This window comes from Mesorhizobium sp. L103C119B0 (genome assembly GCF_000502235.1).
Lineage (GTDB): Bacteria > Pseudomonadota > Alphaproteobacteria > Rhizobiales > Rhizobiaceae > Mesorhizobium.
Window position 1 is genome coordinate 109,043 of record NZ_AYXE01000023.1, and the last position, 19,108, is coordinate 128,150.

The following is a 19,108-nucleotide window of genomic DNA, read 5'->3' on the forward strand; positions in this document are numbered from 1 at the left end:
CCGTGAGCGCGTCCGAACCCATCGCCCAACCCGCCGCCCATGCGCGGCCGGGTCGGGCATGGCGGCCGTTCGCGCTCACGGCGCCGGCGCTCATCCTGCTCGTCGCGGTGATCGGGTATCCGCTGCTCACCATCGTGCTGCGCAGCCTGTCGGAACCTGAGTGGGGGCTGCAGAACTATGCCTGGTTCTTCGGCGCGCCGGTCAACCTGACAGTGCTGCAGCGGACTTTCGTCATTTCGGCCTGGGTGACGCTGGTCTGCGTCATCGCGGCCTATCCCTATGCCTATCTGATGACCGCGGTCGGGCCGCGCGTCCGGCTGGTGCTTGTGCTTTGCGTGCTGATCCCGTTCTGGGTGAGTGGTGTGGTGCGAACGCTGTCATGGGTGATCCTGCTGCAGGATTCGGGCGTCATCAATTCGTTGCTGCGCTCGGTCGGGTTCGGCGGCGTCAAGCTGATCCGCACCCAGACCGGCGTGGTCATCGGCATGGCGCAGGTGCTGTTGCCGTTCATGATCCTGCCGCTCTATTCCGTGATGCAAGGCATCGACCTCAGGCTGATGCGTGCGGCGCAAAGCCTCGGTGCGCGGCCGTCGCGCGCGTTCTTCACCGTCTATCTGCCGCTGTCGCTGCCCGGCGTCTATGCCGGCGCGATCATCGTCTTCATCCTGTCGCTCGGCTTCTACATCACGCCTGCTTTGCTCGGCGGCCCGCGCTCGACCATGCTGTCGACGCTGGTGCAGACGCAGGTGCTCAGCCTGCTGCAATGGGGCAGGGGCGGCGCCATGGGCGTCGTTCTGCTGGTCACCACCTTCGTGCTGCTGGCGCTGGCAGCACCTGTGATGCGGTCCAGTCATCGGGAAGCGGGGCGGCGCTGATGGAGATGAAGCCGCTCACCCGCGTTCTTCTCGGGCTCGTCTGCCTGCTGGTGGCGATATGGCTGGTGGCGCCGACGCTGGTCGTGGTGCCGATGTCGTTCAACGAAAACAAATCGCTGGCGTTTCCGCCGCAAGGCTTTTCCTGGCAGTGGTACCAGAATTTCGCCACCAATCCGGACTGGTCGAACAGCTTCCTGAACTCGCTGAAAGTCGCCTCCATCGTTGCCGTCCTGGCAACGGTGCTCGGCACGCTTGCCGCCTTCGGCCTCGACCGCATGAAGGCGCGGCCGGCGAACCTTTTGCGTATGCTGATGCTGACGCCGATGGTGGTGCCGGGCGTGGTGCTGGCGATCGGCATCTATGCCGTCTATCTCGACACGCAGCTCGTCGGCACGCTGCTCGGCTTCGTGCTGGCCCACACCATCCTTGCGCTGCCCTTCGTGCTGATCGCGGTCTCGGCCAGTCTCGAAGTGTTCGACCGCCGGCTGGAGACAGCCGCCGCGAGCCTGGGCGCCGGCGCACTGACCACGTTTCGCACGGTGACGCTGCCGCTGATCGCGCCGGGCGTGCTCTCAGGCCTGCTGTTCGCTTTCGCCACCTCGTTCGACGAGATTGTCGTGTCGCTGTTCATCACGAACCCCTATCTCAAGACATTGCCGGTGCAGATTTTTGCCTCGATCACGCGCGACGCCGATCCGACGGTGGCGGCTGTCGGCACGATCCTGCTTTTCGCGACCACGATCCTGATCGGCGGCGGCATGCTCCTTCTTGGCCGCGAGCGGAAAGGACGCCAATGAATCCGAAGCCGACAAGCAAGGGCGCGGCGATCGATCTCGAAGCGATCAGCAAGGCCTATGGCGGCTTCAAGGCGCTGGACGGCGTGTCGCTGCGCATCGAGCCCGGCGAGTTCATGACGCTGCTCGGCCCCAGCGGCTCGGGCAAGACGACGACGCTCAACGTGATTGCCGGTTTCACCGATGTCACCAGCGGCAAGCTTCTGGTCGGGGAAAAAAGCGTCGTCGGCGTGCCGGCGCACAAGCGCAACATCGGCGTCGTCTTCCAGCATTACGCGCTGTTCCCGCATATGAGCGTCGGCCGCAACGTCGCCTATCCGCTGACGCTTCGCGGCGTCGACCAGGCGACGAGGCAGACACGCGTGGCAAGGGCGCTCGACATGGTCAAGATGGGCGATTTCGCGCATCGCTATCCCAGCGAATTGTCGGGCGGCCAGCAGCAGCGCGTGGCGTTGGCACGCGCCATCGTCTTCGACCCGCCGCTGCTCCTGATGGACGAGCCGCTCGGCGCGCTCGACAAGAAGCTGCGCGAATGGCTTCAGCTCGAGATCAAGCGCATCCATCGCGAACTCGGCACCACCTTCGTCTATGTCACGCACGATCAGGAAGAGGCGCTGGTGCTGTCGGACCGCATCGCCGTGTTCAACCGCGGGCGCATCGAGCAGGTCGGCACCGGCCGCCAGCTCTATGACGAGCCGGCAACGCTGTTCGTCGGCCGCTTCATCGGCGATTCCACCGTGCTGCGCGGCAAGGCGCGCAGCGATGGCAACAGCACCGCGCTGAGCATCGCCGGCGAGACGGTGACGGTACCGCGTAAGCTGTCGGGAGAAGCCAGTCCGGTGATGCTGCTGCGTCCCGAAAAGCTCGCGATCCGAAGAGCCGGCCAAAGTGCTGCCAATGGCGCCAACCGCCTGTCGGGGACGATCGCGGAAGCCATCTATCTCGGCTCGGAATCGAAATACGAAGTTAAGCTCGCCGACGGCTCGGCCGCGATCGTGCGCTCACCACTGACCGGCGAGAGTTTTGGCCTCGGCGACAAGGTCGAGCTCTGCTTCGACGGCAGCGATGCCAAGCTGCTCGCGGACGACGCAAGCGCCGACACCACACTCACCTGATTCCATCTGGCCTGATCCCATCTGGCCTGATCCCATCTGAAAGTCATTCCATGCAAGCCAAGCGCAACGGCGACATATCGTTCTGGTATGCGGATCTGGGGGCGGTTCCCGTTCCGCGCCCGTCCTTGCCTGGAAACATCGAGGCCGATGTCGCCATTGTCGGCGCCGGCTATACCGGCCTGTGGACCGCCTACTATCTGAAAAAGGCGAAGCCATCGCTGCGCGTCGTGATCGTCGAGCGCGAATTTGCCGGCTTCGGCGCTTCGGGGCGCAATGGCGGCTGGCTGTCGGGCGGCTTCAGCTGGTCGCGCGAAAAATATCTCAAGACATCGAGCCGCCAAGGCGTGATGGCGATGCAGGCGGCGATGGCAGGCTGCGTTGATGAAGTGATCCGGGTCGCGACCGAGGAAGGCATCGACGCCGACATTCGCCGCGTCGACAATCTGACGGTGGCCACCAACGCAGCGCAGTTGGAGCGCGTGCGCGAAGAATGCGAGACGATCCGTTCCTGGGATGTCGACCCGAACCGCGTCGAGATGCTGGACGCCGCCTCAACGCGCACGCGCATCAACATCCGTAACGTCATGGGCGGCTTCGTCGTCCATGGCCAGGCGCGGGTGCAGCCGGCCAAGCTGGTGCGCGGGCTTGCCGATGCCGTCGAGCGGCTGGGCGTGCCGATCTATGAGAAGACGACGGTGACAAGCATCGCCAAGGGCAGCGTGACGACAGACCGCGGTACGGTGCAGGCGGAGACGATCATCCGCGCGACCGAGGGTTTTACATCAGGCATCCCCGGCGAGGAGCGGACCTGGCTGGCGCTCAACAGCGCGCAGATCGTGACTGAGCCGCTGCCTGCCGACCTGTGGCGCGACATCGGTTGGGAAGGGCACGAACTGCTCGGCAATGCGGCGCATGCCTATTGCTATGCCCAGCGCACGCGTGAGGGACGCATCACGATGGGCGGACGCGGCGTGCCTTATCGCTACGGCTCGCGCACCGACGTCAACGGCCAGACGCAGCAGGCCACGATCGACCAGCTGCACACGATCCTGACGACGCTCTTGCCGCAGACCAAGGGATGCCGCATCGATCACGCCTGGTGCGGCGTGCTCGGCGTGCCGCNTCCTGACGACGCTCTTGCCGCAGACCAAGGGATGCCGCATCGATCACGCCTGGTGCGGCGTGCTCGGCGTGCCGCGCGACTGGTGCACCACGGTCGGCCTCGATCCCGCGACCCGCATCGGCTGGGCCGGCGGCTATGTCGGCCTCGGCGTGTCCAGCTCCAACCTTTCGGGGCGCACGCTGGCTGACCTTGTTCTCGGGGCAAACACCGAGCTGACGAAGCTGCCCTGGGTCAACCGCAAGGTCAGGCCATGGGAACCGGAGCCCTTCCGCTGGCTGGGCGTGCATTCGATGTACCAGCTTTATCGCATTGCCGATGGCCGTGAGGCGGCAGGCCTTGCGCACACCTCGAAGCTGGCCGCGTTGGCCGACAGCATCACCGGCCACTAAAGCCATTTGTTCTCACGCAATTCCGGGGCAGACCGCTTTCCTGGAATTGCTCTTATCCATGGAGCTAGACTTGATCGATCTTTCGACCTTCCACGATCTCGCCAAGGCCGAGATCGGCGCGTTCTCTCCTAAGCCAACCTCGATTGAAGGGGATCAGGTCGAGGCCGTGCGCTCGTTCTTTCAATCGCCGGACGGGACTGTCGATGTCGGCATCTGGGAATGCACGCCCGGCCGCTTCACCGCCGATCGTTCGGACTCGTCGGAGATCTGCCACATCATTTCGGGGCGCGTGGAACTGAGCCGCATCGATGGCGAGGTGCGGGAACTCGGTCCGGGCGATCTCCTCGTCCTGCCGCAGGGCTGGAAGGGCGAGTGGCTGATACGCGAGACCACGCGCAAGCTCTACATGATCCAGAGCGCCGGCTGACCGGCGCTACGGCTATGGCGAGCTCAGTGATCGATCGGCCCCTTCGGCGAGACCAGCGCGGTGCCGGCGGTCGTCGGGCGCTCGATCAGGCGGCGCACGCGCGGCGGTTCGTCGCCGCTGTGCAGCGCCCGCACCCGCTCGCCGACGACGGCGTCGGCATGGGTGGCGCGCCGGTTGTGGCGGATGTATTCCAGCCAGGTCGGCGTGTGGTAGTGTTCGATCCAGACTGCGGGATTTTCTAGGTCCCGAGCCAGCGTCCAGTTGCGGGCGCCGTCGCGGCGGCGGATGCGCCCGCGCTCGGCCATGGTGGCGAGGAATTCGGGTACATCTTCGTCGCGGATACTGTACTCTATCATGATGGCGATGGGGCCGCTGCGCGGCTTCAGGTCGAGGCCGAGATGCGGCTCCTTGAAGCGGTTGAGCGGGTCGAGGTTGAGAGTCGTCTGCTGCGGCAGCGGCAGGAACAGGCCGATGGCGCCGCCAACAAGCATCGCGATGGCCGCCGCAATCAGCGCGGTTTCGGCGCCATGCGCATCGGCAACGACGCCCCAGATCCAGCTGCCCAGCGCAATGCCGCCGAAGGTCGCCGTCTGGTAGACCGACAGCACCCGGCCGACGACCCAGCGCGGCGTCGACATCTGCACCGTGACGTTGAAATGCGACAGCGCGATCACCCAGCAGGCGCCGCCGATGAGCAAACCCGCCGCAGTCTGCCAGGCATTGAGGCTGATGGCGGCGTTGAAGGCGCAGACGGCAAAGCCGGCGAACGCCATCCGCACCATCGTCTCGCTGGATAGCAATTGTCTGAGACGCACGCTGATCAGCGCGCCGCCGACGGCGCCGATGCCGAAGGCGCCGAGCATGATGCCGTAGGTCAAGGCATCGCCCTTGACGACGTCGCGCGCCACCAGCGGCAGCAGCGCCAAAACCGCGCCGGCGCTGAAGCCGAAGGCGGAGCCCCTGACCAGCACCTTGCCGATGTTGGGCGACATGGCGACATAGCGCAGGCCGGCGCCCATGGCGGCGCCCAGCGTCTCGCGCGGTAGCGTCGAGACCGGCAGCTCCGGCTTCCAGCGGAATAGCACGATGATGAGACCTATATAGCTCAGCGCATTGGCGGCGAACGCAGCAGCCGCACCAGCGGCGGCAACGATGATGCCGCCGATCGCCGGGCCGACGCTGCGTGTCAGGTTGAAGCCCAGTGAATTGAGTGCAACCGCGGCCGGCAGCTTGTTGCGCGGCACCATGTCGCCGACCGATGCCTGCCAGGACGGGTTGTTGAGCGCCGTGCCGCTGTCGATTAGGAAGGTGAAGGCAAGCAGCGTCCACGGTGTCATCCAGCCGTTCCAGGTGAACAGCGTTAGAAGTGCAGAGACGACCAGCATGAAGATTTGGGCGATCAGCATCACCTTGCGCCGGTTGAAGCTGTCGGCGATGGCGCCGGCGACGAGTGCAAACAGCATGATCGGCAGAGTGGCCGAGGCCTGGACCAGCGCCACCTGATAGGGCGACGTGGCGATGGTGGTCATCATCCAGGCGGCGCCGACGCCCTGGATCAGGCCACCGAAATTCGACACCAGGCTGGCCGACCAGACGGCGCGGAAGATGCCGTGCCGGAACGGCGCCAGCGCCGAAACGCGTTCGCTGTCCGGCTCGTCATCGATCATCAGACCTGTCCCACCTTAACGTGCTGGTTTCGTCCGCCGGGACGACAATCATGGCATCCGTTTGAAATAGAGCACGACATCCAAAAGGGCGAACGCGTCTTCGAAAAAGATCATGGTCCAACAACAGGATAGCAAGGCGAAAATACGTCAGCCGGGAAGGGTTCGCTACCCAGAGCGATGTTCTCATTGGTCCACTGCTCGGGGCTGTCGGCCGCGCGCGAAGTCAGCTTCTGTCCCGGGCAGCGGTATGCAAGGCTTCGGTCAGCGTGCCTGTCGTCTCGCCGCCGGCGTGAAGGCGCAGGAAAAGCTCCATGCCGACAAGCCGCAGCCTGGACGGTTGCTCGCGCCGCGCCAACTGGACCATGTCCTCCAAATTCGCGGCGGGCCATTTCAAGGCATCGCGCAGGAAACCGCCGCGTAGCAAAGTCTCCGTGCCGGCCGAAAATTGCGACGACATCTCGAAGCCGATCTTGCGCGCCTGGACGTTCTGGCGCGGAATATGCTTTTCAGCGACCTTTCGCAAAAGCCATTTTCCTGTTTTGTCGCGGTATTTCTGCCGCCTCGGCAAATGGATGGCGAAGTCGATCAGGCGGTTTTCCAGGAACGGGACCCGCAGTTCCACGGACGCCGCCATGCTCAGCCGGTCGTGCCGGTGCAGTATGTCCTGCAGATGCGAATAGAGGTCGTAGAGGCAACTACCGAGAAAGGCGCGATCCGCGGGCGGCATAACCGGCTCCAGGCGGTCGAAGATCTCGGTTTGCAGGAAATTCAGCTCCGGCGACAAAGCACGCAGGACCATGCTGCGATCCATTTGTGAGTGGCTTCCAGCCGAGACCTTGTAGGGGGCATGACGCTGTTGCTCGAATCTCCGGTCGAGCGAGCGCTTCGAATGGACCAGGCGCCGGGGCCACGACCAGGAACGCCACTTCTTCATGCTCAAGGCCTGCAAGGGGTAGCCGCCAAACAATTCGTCTGCGCCTTCGCCGGTGAGCAGCACCTTGACGCCATCGGCCCGGCATCGTTCGGCAAGCGCCAGCAGTGCGACATGGCTGGCGTGCCAGCCATCGCTTTCAAGATGCCAGATTACCCTTGGCCAAAGTTCGAAAAACCGGTTCCTGTCGACCGGCACCCGGCGCAAGGGCACGCCGACATGGCGGCCGGTGCGTTCGGCGTCTTCGGCCTCGCTGTAGCCGAGCTGCGGGTCGACGACATAACCGTGGACTTCCGGCCTGAACCGCTTTGCCAGCGCCGTTATCAGGCCGGAATCGACACCGCTGCTGCAGGCGGTGGCAACGCTGGTATCGNCTGAACCGCTTTGCCAGCGCCGTTATCAGGCCGGAATCGACACCGCTGCTGCAGGCGGTGGCAACGCTGGTATCGGCGATGCAGTGAAGTCCGACGCTGTCCTTGAGCAACGCCTCGAGCGTCGCCATGTGTTCAGCATCAGCGGATGCATCGCCGGTAATGCGCGCGGTCTCCAGCACGTCCAGCACATGCCAGAAGCGGCGCTTCTCGATAACGCCATCGGTGATCTTCCACAGGCCGGCGGGCGGCAGGCGCTCGATGCGGTCGAACAGGCTGTAGCTGGAATCGCGGCTCTGCCAGGCAAGCCGCAAGGTGATCTCGCGGCTGTCGATGTCGCGCGGAAAACCGTCGCAGGCGAGGATCGCCTTGTCCTCCGAGGCGAACAGGATTCGCTCCGGCGTGTCGGCCACCGACATCGGCTTGATTCCAAGACGGTCACGCGCAAGCCACAGCGCACTGCTGCGAGCGTCGAAATAGGCGAAGGAAAACATCCCGTCGAACAGCGGCACGGCTTTTTCGGGACCCCAGTGATGCAAGGCTTCGAGAACCACTTCGGCATCGCAGATGGTTCGAAAGACGACGCCTTGCGCCTGCAGCGTTTCGCGCAGCGAGCGGTAATTGTAGACCTCGCCATTGTAGACGAGAACCCCATCGCCGGAAGAAGTCAGCATCGGCTCACGGGCGGCGGGCGAGGGATCGATGATGGTCAGTCGGCGGTGACCGAGGGCCAGCCGATTGTTGTGCCAGCTGTCATGATCGTCGGGGCCGCGATGTACCAGCGCCTGCATCATGCTGGCGACATCCGACAGGTCGTTGGCGTCGATCGGGTTTCGTTTGCGCCAGACGCCGGCTATTCCGCACATGGCCTGCCGGTGAGTTCTGCCTGAGTCATGGCCTGCAATCTAGCCAGAACACAGCCGCCTGCAAGCGCTGCCTAGAACCCGTTTTCGATGCGCTCGAAGATGACGTTGGTGAAGGCCGATATCTGGCTGCCGATGAACGGACCGGTCAGCGCCACGACCAGCATGATGGCTACGATCTTGGGTACGAAGGTCAGGGTGATTTCCTGGATTTGGGTCAGGGCCTGGATCAGCGCGATGCCGATGCCGACCACCATGGCAACCAGCACCACCGGCGCGGACGCGACGAGCACCGTCCACACCGCATACTGGACGATGTCTAGGGCGTCGGCCTCGTTCATGTGAGCGCGCCTCTATGGAACTGTCTAGCTGGCCGGCTTTATCGAAACGCCCGCGCCGACCGGCACTTCGGTGCCGTTCTGCAGCACGGCGATCACGCCGTTGCTTGCAAGCTTGACCGAGGCCACGACGCCGGTCGTCTTGCCGTCGGCCGAGGTGATCGAACGGCCGATCAGGGCATCGGCCTGCGACAGCGCCGACGACTGCATGATCTGGTCGAGCTTGGTGTTGGTCTGCACCGATTGCTCGACCTGCGAGAAGGTGGCGAGTTGGGCGACGTACTGCGTCGAATCCATCGGTTTCGTCGGATCCTGGTTCTTCATCTCGGCGATCAACAGCTTCAGGAACGACTGGTAGTCGACCGCTGTCTTCGACGTCTGCTGGGTACCCTGGTTGGCGCCCGTGGGGATCGTCGTCGTCATGTCCACATTCATCAGTATTGTGCTCCCACGGCCAGCGGGCGCTTCGCACCCTGAACATCGTCATTGCCGCCAAGTGCGCGGCGTTCGAGCGGATAAAGCGCGCGGATAGCCTTCAGCGCTTCATAGATATGGTCTTCGCCGACCATGCGGTCGATCTGCTTCAGCGCGCCACTGATCTGCTCATCCTCGAAGCTTGCCAAAAGCAAGGGCAGCGAGCGGCGGAACATGGCGCGCGCCTCGATGGCGCCGGCCGGGTTCATCAGCATCACCTGCAGGATGAAATAGAGCTGCTTGAGCGGCGTCGAGGCATCGTCGGCCTGGATGACATGGTTCTCGAGCAGGAACTGTACGTCGTTCATCAGCTCGACGGTGACCTTGCGGTCGACGCGGATGACGGCGCCGTTGATGTAGATCTTCTCGTTCGGCTTCAGCGATATCTTCAGCGTGTTGGTCATTGAATGCCGTCCCGGATGATCTGGGACACTTCGATCAGCCCTTCGAAATTGTCGGTGCGGCCCTGGCGGATGTCCTCGGCCTCGCGCAGCAGCCACAGGCCGATGGAGATGAGGTTGGCGCGCAGTTCCTTGGGCAGGACATTGTCGCTGGAACCGAGATCCTCGACGAAGGTGGTCCAGACCCGGTTGGTGAAGTGCAGCGCCTCGACCGCTTCCATCGAGGTGTGGCCGACCGCCGCCGCCGCCGCCAGCATTTCGATCGAGCGGGTCAAAAGCTGCCGCTCGCGATCTTTCGCATCGGCAACGGAGTCGGTCTGGATGTCGGCGTAGGAGAATTGGTACATCGTTTGGCTCTACCGTTGCGGTTGAGATTGTCAGGTCAGGTAGTTCAGCAGGCTCATCTGCTGCAGGCGCGCGGTCAGCGCGAAGGACGTCTCGATATGCTGCGTCAGATCCGCGACGCGGGTGGCTGCCTCGGCGGGGTCGANGCGAAGGACGTCTCGATATGCTGCGTCAGATCCGCGACGCGGGTGGCTGCCTCGGCGGGGTCGACGCCTTCCAGATCGAGGATATGGCGCTCGAACAGGTCGACCTGCGTCTTCATGCGGTCGCTGGCGTCGGAGACCCGCTTCTCGGCAAGGCCGGTCTCGGCCTGCAGTTGCCCTAGCCCGCCTAGCGCCTCGCCGACCATCGCCTGGGCGCGGCCGACAACGGCGGTCTTCGCCGCCTGGCTGATATTGCCGGAGAGCAGGTCGGTGATCAGGGCGGAAGCCATGGCGAGCTTGCGGATGCTGTCTTCATTGGCGCTGGCCGAGGTCTGGGTGGTTTCGCCCAGCGAAATACGGCTGACGATCTGCTGGTCGGTGGCGTTCGACCAGTTGGCCTGCCAGCCGGCGCCCATGAACTGCGGCACGACATTGCTGGTGATGAAGCTATCCATCTGGGCGGCGGTGATGTTGGCGGCGAGCGGATCGGTCTGCGTGAAGCCGAAATACGACGAGAAGGAAGCGTCGAACGCCGCCTTGGCCGGCGAGCCGGCGGCGGTGAAATCGTCGATCGGCTTGACGTCGGTGTTGGTGCCGGCAAACAGATATTCGCCGTTGACGCTGGCATTGAGGATAGAGGTCATCTGCTGCACGGCGGCCTTGCCGGCTTGCTGCGTGATGGTGCTCGAGGAATTGCCGGCGGCGGTCAGTGCGGTCAGCAAATTCTGCGCAGTGTCGGAAAGCTGGCCAAGCGCAGCCTGCGTCGAGGACAGCCGAGCGGTGACCAGCGAATTGGAATCGATGATGACGTTCAACCGGTCGAGGTCGCGCGAGAAGGTGACCGCCTGCGAGGTGCGCGCGCCGAGCGCCAGACCGACATCGGCGACGGTGCCGGTCGTCGATTCCTTGGTGGCTTTGACCAGTTCGGCCTGCATGCGCATCTGCTGATAGCGCGCGGCGTTGGAGAGGGCGGCTGATGAGACGGATGTGGCTTTCATGGCTTATCCTACGGCATCGAGCAGGGCTGACAGCATGTCGTCGACGGTTTTCATCATGCGCGCCGAGGCCTGATAGGTGTGTTCGAGGTCGAGCAGCAGCGACATCTCCTGGTCGACATTGACGCCGGTGTCGTTGGACAGCGCCTCGGCGGTGCGCGATGCCAGCGCTTCCTTGGCGTCTGCATTGCTCGAGGCCTGCCGGCGCTGGCCTTCGAACCAGCCAATGGCATTGGCGGCGTAGTCGGAGACGCTGGACGTCACGGTGATGCCGGCCGCAGCGTCGAAAGGCATCGGCTTGTCGAGCTTGTCGCCATAGCCGATCAAGAGCTGCGAATAGGAGGCGTTGCCGGCGGTGTTGGCGATATACGCCGCACCATTGGCGCCGCCGTCGCGCAGCAGCACCGGATTGCCGCCGACGCTCGGGTCCATTGCGGCGTTGACCTTGATCGAGCCGGCAAGCCCGTCGATCAGCGTGCCGGCGGCCGGAATGGCGGGCGCACCCGACCAGGTGAACAGGCCGGTTCGGTCGGGCTGCGAAGGTGCTGTTTCGGCAAAGGCGGTGATGAGGCCGCGCGCCACTTCGTCGAGCTGGCTCTGCATCGTCGCCGCGACGCCGTCGCGCAAGGTAATGAGCCCGGCGAGCTTGCCGTCGGCGCTGGTGTTGCCGCCAGCCCCGGCGCTGACCGGCACATTGTCGATGTAGATGGTGTTGCCTGGTGTGCCGGCCGTGTAGCCCGCCGACGGGGTGAAACTTACCGAGCGCGGAATGGTCTCGAACAGTGTCGTGCCATCCTTGGTGGTGATGACCATGTCGTTGTCGCCCCGCGTGAAGGTTGACACCGGCACATAGTCCGCGATCTTCTTCAGCAAAGCGTCGCGCTGGTCGAGCGCGTCGGATGCGTCGGTACCCGAACGGGTTGCGGAGATGACCGCCTTGTTGGCGTCCTGGAACTGACTAAGCAGCGAGTTGAGATCGTTAACCGCCGTTGATATCTCGCCATCGGCCTGGGTGCGGAAATCCTGGATCGCGTTGGTGCCGTCGTTCAGAGCGCGCACCACCTGCTGGGCCGCGTCGATGACGCTGGAGCCGAGGTTCTGGTTGGATGGCGTAGCGGCGTAAAGCTGCAGCGCGTTCTGCAGCTTGCCGATCGCGGTCGAGGCAGAGGAGGCGTTGTCGACGCCGTTGACGGCAACGGCGAGGCGGTCAATTCCGCTGTAAAGCGTGCTCTGGCCGCTCCATGCCGATTGCGCGCTGAGGTTCTGGCGAAACAGCAGGGCGTTGGTGGCGCGCTGGATCTCGACCGAGCGGGCGCCGGGCGCGCTGCTGACGACGACCGCCGTGCGGCGGGCATAGTCGGGGTTGCTGGCGTCGGCAATATTGCGGGAAAGGACGCTGGTCTGCTTCGATGTGGTCTGAAGCGACTGTTGGGCTATGGTCAATGCGGAAGTCAGCGACATGCGGGTCTTTCACGAGGCCAGTGGGGAGGGGATGACGTCTCTGCCCTGTCGGCGGCGTCGGCGTTCGGAAACCTGCAATTCCAGACCACCCCGGCCGGTTTGCCGGTGTGGCCTTGAATTCGAAATCCGCGCACCGCGCTGCTCTGGTTTGGGTTCATTCCCCTGGCGCCCGTCGTTTATCTCTTCAGGTTGACAAGGACATCCATGAGGTCGGAACCGGTCTGGAACACTTTCGAGTTAGCGGTGTAGCTGCGCTGCGCCGCGATCATGTTGGTCAATTCCTCGGCGATATCGACGTTGGAATTTTCCAACGCGCCGGAGATGATGCTGCCGAGCTTGCCTTCGTTGGCGAAGCCGATGCGCACGGTGCCGGAGTCGGTGGACTGCGCATAGACATTGCCAGGCAGTGCGGTGAGGTTGTCGGCGCTCTGGACGTCAGCCAGCGGGATCTTGAACAGCGGCTTGGTCGAGCCGTCCTGATACTGGGCGTAGATGACGCCGTCCTCGCCGATCTGGATCTTTTCGATCGTGCTGGGCGCGTTGCCGTTGACCTTGGCTTCGGAGACTGTGAAGCCGGTGCCGAGCTGGGTCAGCTTGGACAGATCGAGGTCGAGCGACGCACCGCCCGGTACGGGGATCGTTATGCTGTCGACCGCGCCGGTTAGCTTGCCGGTGGTGGTGTCGAAGGTCAGGTTGGCCGTGGCCAGCGCGCCGCCCGTATAGGGGAAGGATGTGCCCGGCGTCGCCTGGGACTGGTCGAACACAGAGACCGACCAGGCGCCGGTGCCGGTGTTGGTGAAATAGACGTCGAGCAGCTTCTTGTTGCCGAGATTGTCGTAGGTGACCATCGAGGACTTCGACGTGTATTCGGCGGTCGGGCTGTTGGTGGAAGGCAGCGGACCGGCGGGCGGCGTGGCGCCGGCCGGCAGATTGGCGTTGAAATTGCCTGTGGTGCTGGGCGTCGCCGTCATTTCCTGGTCGGAGATCTGGACCGGAACCAGCCCTTCGAAGCCGTTGGCGGTGGCTGCCGGCGTGCCGTTGGCGTAGCTGTATGCCATCAGCTGGTAGCCGGCGGCGTTGACCAGCCTGCCCTGAGCGTCGGGAACGAATGCGCCGGCGCGGGTGAGGAAAGGCGTTCCGCTGGGGTCCTGGACGACGAAGAAACCGTTGCCGTTGACCGCAAGGTCGGAAACCGAGGTCGTGTACTGCAGCACGCCCTGGGCGCTGATGGCCGAGCGGATGGTGGTGTTGACGCCGCCGGAATTATAGGCGCCGCCGACCTGCGGCATGATCAGCGTCGAAAACTCGGCCGAGGATCGCTTGTAGCCGGTGGTGTCGGAATTGGCGATGTTGTCGGCTGTCGCCGAAAGGCGGTTGGCCTGCGCGTTCATGCCGGAAACGCCGGTCCGCATCATTCCGTAAAGGCTCATCGAACGTCTCCTCAATGCCCAACATCGTTGGGCCCATCTGTGGTCGCGAGGATATAATTTCTGTCTTGCGCGAGGCTGGCGCAGACCGCCATCAGAACACCAGCCGGTAGCCAAGGAAGCGCTTGGAATCTATCGGGTCCTGGCCGAGCTTTTCGCGCAGCTTCTTGCGCAATTTGGAGATGTGGCTCTCGACCACGTTCTCCTCGACCTCTTCGTCGAAGATGCCGTAGATGGCGTTGAAGACCTGGGTCTTGGTGACCCGGCGTCCGCGGTTGCTCGCCAGATATTCGAGGATGCGGCGTTCGCGACGCGGCAGAGGCAGCGGCTGGCCATCGATCTCGGGATCGCGGCCATCCATGAAGATGCGCATGGCGCCGATCTCGGTGTAGCTGACGTCCTCATGGGCGCGGCGGCGGATGGCGGTGATGCGGGCCAGGATCTCCCGAATATGGACCGGCTTGCGGATGACGTCGTCGACACCGCTCTCGAACAGCCGCAGCGTATTCTCGAGCGAGTGCTGTTCGCTCAGCGCAATGACCGGAGCGCCGGTGCGGTCGCGGATCTGGCGTGGCGAGATGGCGCCTTCGCGGCAGTCGCCGATGAGGAAGGCTCGGACCGATCGCAAATCCGTGTCGGCGGCCGATGTCACCCACTCGCCGAATTCGCCGGACGCGAAGCCTGCACAGGCGACGCCCTCACGATCGAAAAGTGAATTATAGCCTTCAGTTACGAGCTCACGCTCGTCAACGATTACAATCATCGGCCCCGCCTCCGAATCAGATCATCTGCCCCGTGGGAAGAGCCGTAACCGGTGCCGGGAATCCTGAACAACCATCATTTCTTGTAGCTATTTTCTTGGGAGTTATTTCGAGTTTCGAAATGACCGCAATCAGGAGGTTGTATCGTTGGTTGCCGAACGGGTGACGTGGCACGTCAACCGCCGGGCGTGGATTTGCAGCCGTTCGCAAGAGATGATTCACCTAAGGGTTGCAAAAGTTGCGGGCGTTCGGGGTCCATTTGCCGAAGCCGGTGGCGACCATATTGGCGATGACGCGGCAGACATAGAATTTCTGCGCGGGATCATTGTCGGGGCCGGCGTGGTAGCGGGCGACGGCCATCGACCAACTGACATGACGCGCATGCAGGCTGGCCAGGAAGCGTGCGGCATAGTCGACATTCTGGCGCGGGTCGAGCATGTCGTCGACGCTGCGGAAATGCGCGGCGTGATAGTGATGGTTGATCTGCATGCAGCCGAGGTCGATCAGCGTCTTGCCCTCACGTCGGGCTGCTTCGAAGGCGGCCAGGGCCTCAGTGCGGCTCCTTGGAAATACCGCTTTTCCCTCTATATTCAATGCGTTAGGTTGCAAGCTACCCTTCCTGCCGGTCTCGGTCAGCCCGACCGCATAGAGGATGCCGGCGGGCACGCCATAGCGGTCGGCGGCACGCAAAATCTCGGGCTCGCAAGGGTTGGTGGCGGCGGTGGCCGGCTTGGTGGCGAGGCTAGATAAACATATCGTCGCCAGCACGCTCGCGAGCAGGCGCGCCAGCGCGGCCGAATTCCTGGGCATCGTCATTGCGGTTTCTTCCCGACTGGTGGCCGCCCGAACCCGTATTGTTGCCGCTCGAGTTTCCGGGCTGAAAAGCGGACTGGTCGCGGCCTTGCGGCATTGGCTGCGAGTTCGCTGCATCGCTGCGAACCCCTGCGTGGACTGCTATCGAAGGTTGCAGGATGGTGACCTTGTCGACATCGAAGCCGAGCCCGCGCAACGACTTCACGATGGCGTCGCTATCGGTGGCGAGACGGCGGTAAGCCTCATGGGTTTCGGGCTTCAATTCTATCGAAAGTTGTTCTCCGGAAAGCCTCAGACTGGCGGTGACCATGCCGAGCTCTGCCGGGTGAAGCTCGATCTTCAATATATGTGTCGGAACGGCAACAGAACCGGCCGTCTGGGCGGTCGTTGACGGCGTCGAAACGGCTGGCCGCAGGCCGTTGTCCGAAGCCAGCGCGTCGATAAGCGCCGAAGTCGTTTGGTTTATCGGACTATGCGCCGGCGCGGGGAAGCTCTGTTCGCCGACAATGTCGACGCGCGCAGCGAATGGCGGCTGTTTTCCCTGTGTGGACGATGCCGCGGAATGGGCTCCATCGACGGACTTCGCCGACGGCGCGGACCGTTTTGCCTCGGGTGCCGAAACGTCGCTTGCCGTCTGGTCCGCCGGTAGAGGAGGCGTCGGACCATCCTGGTGCGGCAGTTTGCCGGACTGGAGCCCGATCGCGGGCAGCTTTTGCGCCTGATCCTGTGCGGAAACGCTGGTACCGGGCTTGGCCCGTTCCGATCGCGTCGTCGTGTCGAGTCTGTTGTCAATGCCGGAAGCTGCGCGGTGTCTCTTCAGAGGCGACGTCTGTGCAGAAATGGCCTCGCCAGCGGGCGCCGGTTGCCCAGTCTGTCCATTCGTCGCGATGCCGTTCCCGCTTGTCCGGACCGTTGAGAAATGCCTGATATCGTGCAACGCCAGCACCAGTGGCAAATGATCCTGCAGCGATCCTGCATCCGCGTCTCGTCCGGCCACCTCAGCGTCCTTGGATGGTTTGTCCGGGCCACTATCGGCATGTTCTTTTGCGGCCTTGCCGGCAGCGGATTTCGTCCCCGTTTTGCCAGACTGGGTGTGTGGGATTTCGCTTTTGCCGGGACCGGCAGGGCTGCGTTTGGCCCAATGCAGCTCGTGCGACGCGGCCTCAATTGCTCCCTGGCCTATCGGTGTCGGCGCATCGTCGTCGCCGCGCACCATGTCGCCGAAGCTTTTGTCGCCGCCCTTGGCGTTTGAGGCCGACTGCTTCGATCCGGCGTGCGCGGGAGCCGGCAGGGCCTGGCCAACATTGGTGGTCATTTCGGGGCTGCTCCAAGCATCTGGTCGATCAAATCGAGCTGGCGACGCGTCCTCGCCATGGCGGCGTCGGTGGGATCGGCTGGCTCTACGGCGGCGGGGGCCGGCGCCGATGCCGGCACGACCGGAGCCGCATCGCTGGCCGGGGCGACTGCAGGCGTTTCCGCCGCCTTTGCCTCTGGCGTGCTTGGTGCCTGCGCGGCCGGTTCACTTGCCGCCTTCAGTCGGTCGGTTGCTGCCGGTTCACTCGATGTTGTGGCGGCTGGCTGTTCCGGCACCGCGCCTTCGACCGACGGCAGCTCTGGCTCGTCGGGTTTTTCCACTGCCGCGGTCTTGACCGGCTCCTGCCTGGCCGCGGCAGGTGCGGGCTTTTCGGCAGGCAACGGCGCCGGGGGGGCGATGACTTCACCGGCTACGGCCTGCGCGGCATCGAGCAGGTCGCGGTCGCTTTGCGAAAGCTGGTTGCGATCGATCTTGTCCAGCTTGGCGCGGACCTCGCCGATGGTGCCGGACGTTACCGTGGACAGGCTGGAATAGAGCTGGGCGCGCGGATCATCCTGATTGTGGATGCCGTCGCGGCCCCGTTCAGCCCTGGCCGAGGCAAAGGCGGAGAGATCGGCAAAGCCGTCGATGGCGGCGCGGCGGGCGATGCGCAGATAGATCACCTTCTCGCGCTCGGGATCCATCATTGCGGTGATGTCGGCGAGCTTGTCCTGGCTGATTGCCATGTGCAGCGCGATGACGCCGGAGACGAAGGCGTCGGCGAACTGGCTGGCATAGGGCGAATAGAGGTAGTCTTCGACATATTGGGTTGAGGCAAGCGCGAAACGCGCACCGTCGCCTTGCGCGGCGGCGATGCCGACCGAGCGGCGCAGCGCTGCTTCCTCGACCAGCGTGCCGGGGCTGAGCAGGCGAGCATCGTCGAGCAGCGCAAGCGCGCTGACCGGTTGCTCGGTGGCGAGAAGCGAGCCTTTGACCAGCGCCAGAAAGGCACCGAGATCGGGGGGCAGGGTCATCGGATCGATCGGCTTCAGCGCCTCGATCGCAGCCGCCTGCCGGCCGTTCAGATAATCGACAATGCCCTTGGCGATGGCCAGGCTTTGCGGGTCGGCCTTGGCGCGCGACACCGCCGCCTCGACGGTGACGGGGTTGCCGCCACTCATGCCATAGACCAGCAAGGCGCGAAAATTCTTCGGGTCGCGGAAATCGTCTGCGTTCGCCGCGCGCAGCCTTGTGTCGGCCATTTCGAGCAGCTTGGCCTGCATCGGCAGCGCGGCGTGATCGCCTGCGGCTATGCGGTCCTGCACAAGCTGCAGCGAGCGCACCAGCTGATAGGGCTGCAAGCCGTCCTCGGCGAAGGCCGATGGCGGATGGACAGCGCTCAGCAGCAGCAGCCCGACGCCGCCGATGATGGCGGCGCGCCTCATCCGTCGGTCGCCATCAGGATTTCGATGCGGCGGTTCGCTGCAGCCATCGGGTCGGCCGCGATTTTCGGCTCGCGGTCGGCGAAGCCGGCGACCTCGGTGATGCGGCGCTCGTCGACGCCGCCGCGCACCAGCATGTAGTAGGCGGAATGGGCGCGCGCCGTGGACAGCCGCCAATTGTCATAAGTGTCGCTGCGGAATGGCCGCGCGTCGGTGTGGCCGTTGATGCTGATCGTGCCTTTCTGCTCGTTGACGATGCGGCCGATCTTTTCCATCGCCAGCACCAGTTCACGCCTAGGCACCGCCGATCCGATCTCGAACATGCCGAAATCGAACTGGTCCGTGATCGAAATGACGACACCCTTGTCGGTGGCTTCGACGGAGACGCCATTATGCAATTTGTCGCCTGGCTTGAAGGCCTCGGCCAGTTCCTGCTTGACCTGCGCCGCGGCTCTAACAGTGGCGGCCGTCGGCGCTTTTTCTGCGGCTTCGGGTTTGGGTGCGGGTTGTGCTTCGGCGGCTTCGGCCTTTGCAATTTCGGCCTTCGCTGCTTCAGCCTTGGCCTCTGCTTTGGCTTCAGCCTTGGTCAGCGGCTTATCGGAAACGGATTTCGCCAGCGGCTCGAGCGGCGCCGCGGCCACTGGCGGCGCCGCGGCCGC

17 protein-coding genes and 3 pseudogenes are annotated in these 19,108 nt (G+C 64.1%); 5 read left to right on the top strand and 15 right to left on the bottom strand.

Going from position 1 to position 19,108, the window contains the following annotated elements; all coding sequences use genetic code 11:
• The first annotated feature begins 2 nt into the window (after positions 1-2).
• The 5 genes and pseudogenes from X728_RS139395 to X728_RS139380 all read left to right on the top strand — a co-directional run bounded on the left by X728_RS139395 (position 3) and on the right by X728_RS139380 (position 4,723).
• Positions 3-875 carry an ABC transporter permease gene (locus X728_RS139395; RefSeq protein ID WP_023691735.1) on the top strand — a complete coding sequence of 291 codons (873 nt, stop codon included), beginning with the start codon at positions 3-5 and terminating at the stop codon, positions 873-875.
• Positions 875-1,672: an ABC transporter permease gene (locus tag X728_RS139390; protein WP_023695739.1), complete on the top strand. Its 798-nt coding sequence runs from the start codon at positions 875-877 to the stop codon at positions 1,670-1,672. The genes X728_RS139395 and X728_RS139390 overlap by 1 nt, the downstream gene beginning before the upstream one ends.
• The gene (locus X728_RS139385; protein WP_023686365.1) at positions 1,669-2,784 is read left to right on the top strand and encodes an ABC transporter ATP-binding protein; all 1,116 of its coding nucleotides are present in this window, start codon (positions 1,669-1,671) and stop codon (positions 2,782-2,784) included. The genes X728_RS139390 and X728_RS139385 overlap by 4 nt, the downstream gene beginning before the upstream one ends.
• 50 nt (positions 2,785-2,834) lie before the next feature.
• A pseudogene (locus tag X728_RS01000000167245) lies at positions 2,835-4,296 on the top strand (FAD-binding oxidoreductase).
• A 58-nt stretch (positions 4,297-4,354) separates the two neighbouring features.
• Positions 4,355-4,723, top strand: coding sequence for a cupin domain-containing protein (locus X728_RS139380; RefSeq protein ID WP_081726812.1), 369 nt, complete (start codon positions 4,355-4,357; stop codon positions 4,721-4,723).
• A 23-nt stretch (positions 4,724-4,746) separates the two neighbouring features.
• On the opposite strand, the gene X728_RS139375 is transcribed toward X728_RS139380, so the two are convergent.
• The 15 genes and pseudogenes from X728_RS139375 to X728_RS139310 form a co-directional block, all read right to left on the bottom strand.
• Positions 4,747-6,390 (bottom strand): MFS transporter, encoded by a 1,644-nt coding sequence (locus tag X728_RS139375; RefSeq protein WP_023832949.1) that lies wholly within the window; start codon positions 6,388-6,390, stop codon positions 4,747-4,749.
• Positions 6,391-6,613: 223 nt separating this feature from the next.
• The gene (locus tag X728_RS139370) at positions 6,614-7,648 is read right to left on the bottom strand and encodes an asparagine synthase C-terminal domain-containing protein (RefSeq protein WP_081732500.1); all 1,035 of its coding nucleotides are present in this window, start codon (positions 7,646-7,648) and stop codon (positions 6,614-6,616) included.
• Between the two features lie 55 nt (positions 7,649-7,703).
• A pseudogene (locus X728_RS1000000172140) lies at positions 7,704-8,558 on the bottom strand (asparagine synthetase B); the annotation flags it as partial.
• A gap of 71 nt (positions 8,559-8,629) precedes the next feature.
• Positions 8,630-8,896 carry a flagellar biosynthesis protein FliQ gene (gene fliQ / locus X728_RS139360; RefSeq protein ID WP_023671896.1) on the bottom strand — a complete coding sequence of 89 codons (267 nt, stop codon included), beginning with the start codon at positions 8,894-8,896 and terminating at the stop codon, positions 8,630-8,632.
• Positions 8,897-8,920: 24 nt separating this feature from the next.
• Positions 8,921-9,328, bottom strand: a complete 408-nt coding sequence (gene flgD / locus X728_RS139355) for a flagellar hook assembly protein FlgD (RefSeq protein ID WP_023671895.1) — start codon at positions 9,326-9,328, stop codon at positions 8,921-8,923.
• Positions 9,328-9,771 carry a flagellar biosynthesis repressor FlbT gene (gene flbT, locus X728_RS139350; RefSeq protein ID WP_023683290.1) on the bottom strand — a complete coding sequence of 148 codons (444 nt, stop codon included), beginning with the start codon at positions 9,769-9,771 and terminating at the stop codon, positions 9,328-9,330. The genes flgD and flbT overlap by 1 nt, the downstream gene beginning before the upstream one ends.
• The gene (gene flaF, locus X728_RS139345) at positions 9,768-10,115 is read right to left on the bottom strand and encodes a flagellar biosynthesis regulator FlaF (protein WP_023671893.1); all 348 of its coding nucleotides are present in this window, start codon (positions 10,113-10,115) and stop codon (positions 9,768-9,770) included. Before flaF ends, flbT begins: the two co-directional genes overlap by 4 nt.
• A gap of 30 nt (positions 10,116-10,145) precedes the next feature.
• Positions 10,146-11,254 (bottom strand): annotated as a pseudogene (locus X728_RS01000000167250) (flagellar hook-associated family protein).
• Between the two features lie 3 nt (positions 11,255-11,257).
• On the bottom strand, positions 11,258-12,712 hold the full coding sequence (gene flgK, locus X728_RS139340; RefSeq protein ID WP_023832951.1) for a flagellar hook-associated protein FlgK: 1,455 nt from the start codon (positions 12,710-12,712) through the stop codon (positions 11,258-11,260).
• A 176-nt stretch (positions 12,713-12,888) separates the two neighbouring features.
• The gene (locus tag X728_RS139335; protein ID WP_023671890.1) at positions 12,889-14,142 is read right to left on the bottom strand and encodes a flagellar hook protein FlgE; all 1,254 of its coding nucleotides are present in this window, start codon (positions 14,140-14,142) and stop codon (positions 12,889-12,891) included.
• Positions 14,143-14,233: 91 nt separating this feature from the next.
• A complete protein-coding gene (locus X728_RS139330; protein WP_023683295.1) occupies positions 14,234-14,902 on the bottom strand; it encodes a response regulator transcription factor in 669 nt (222 codons plus the stop codon).
• A gap of 220 nt (positions 14,903-15,122) precedes the next feature.
• Positions 15,123-15,716 carry a transglycosylase SLT domain-containing protein gene (locus X728_RS139325; RefSeq protein WP_050589970.1) on the bottom strand — a complete coding sequence of 198 codons (594 nt, stop codon included), beginning with the start codon at positions 15,714-15,716 and terminating at the stop codon, positions 15,123-15,125.
• Entirely contained in the window at positions 15,643-17,028 is a 1,386-nt protein-coding gene (locus tag X728_RS139320) for a flagellar hook-length control protein FliK (protein WP_023832953.1), read from the bottom strand. The genes X728_RS139325 and X728_RS139320 overlap by 74 nt, the downstream gene beginning before the upstream one ends.
• Entirely contained in the window at positions 17,025-18,452 is a 1,428-nt protein-coding gene (locus X728_RS139315; RefSeq protein WP_023832954.1) for a chemotaxis protein, read from the bottom strand. The genes X728_RS139320 and X728_RS139315 overlap by 4 nt, the downstream gene beginning before the upstream one ends.
• Positions 18,449-19,108: OmpA family protein (locus tag X728_RS139310; RefSeq protein WP_023832955.1), on the bottom strand; the 660-nt coding region annotated here is incomplete at its 5' end. The genes X728_RS139315 and X728_RS139310, both read right to left, overlap by 4 nt.

Excerpts from the sequence above, each read along its gene's own strand:
- X728_RS139335 (WP_023671890.1), bottom strand. The coding sequence starts at position 14,142 with ATGAGCCTTTACGGAATGATGCGGACCGGCGTTTCCGGCATGAACGCG.
- X728_RS139385 (WP_023686365.1), top strand. The coding sequence starts at position 1,669 with ATGAATCCGAAGCCGACAAGCAAGGGCGCGGCGATCGATCTCGAAGCG.
- fliQ (WP_023671896.1), bottom strand. The coding sequence starts at position 8,896 with ATGAACGAGGCCGACGCCCTAGACATCGTCCAGTATGCGGTGTGGACG.
- flaF (WP_023671893.1), bottom strand. The coding sequence starts at position 10,115 with ATGTACCAATTCTCCTACGCCGACATCCAGACCGACTCCGTTGCCGAT.
- X728_RS139380 (WP_081726812.1), top strand. The coding sequence starts at position 4,355 with ATGGAGCTAGACTTGATCGATCTTTCGACCTTCCACGATCTCGCCAAG.
- X728_RS139325 (WP_050589970.1), bottom strand. The coding sequence starts at position 15,716 with ATGACGATGCCCAGGAATTCGGCCGCGCTGGCGCGCCTGCTCGCGAGC.
- flbT (WP_023683290.1), bottom strand. The coding sequence starts at position 9,771 with ATGACCAACACGCTGAAGATATCGCTGAAGCCGAACGAGAAGATCTAC.
- X728_RS139390 (WP_023695739.1), top strand. The coding sequence starts at position 875 with ATGGAGATGAAGCCGCTCACCCGCGTTCTTCTCGGGCTCGTCTGCCTG.
- flgK (WP_023832951.1), bottom strand. The coding sequence starts at position 12,712 with ATGTCGCTGACTTCCGCATTGACCATAGCCCAACAGTCGCTTCAGACC.
- X728_RS139315 (WP_023832954.1), bottom strand. The coding sequence starts at position 18,452 with ATGAGGCGCGCCGCCATCATCGGCGGCGTCGGGCTGCTGCTGCTGAGC.
- X728_RS139320 (WP_023832953.1), bottom strand. The coding sequence starts at position 17,028 with ATGACCACCAATGTTGGCCAGGCCCTGCCGGCTCCCGCGCACGCCGGA.
- X728_RS139375 (WP_023832949.1), bottom strand. The coding sequence starts at position 6,390 with ATGATCGATGACGAGCCGGACAGCGAACGCGTTTCGGCGCTGGCGCCG.
- flgD (WP_023671895.1), bottom strand. The coding sequence starts at position 9,328 with ATGAATGTGGACATGACGACGACGATCCCCACGGGCGCCAACCAGGGT.
- X728_RS139330 (WP_023683295.1), bottom strand. The coding sequence starts at position 14,902 with ATGATTGTAATCGTTGACGAGCGTGAGCTCGTAACTGAAGGCTATAAT.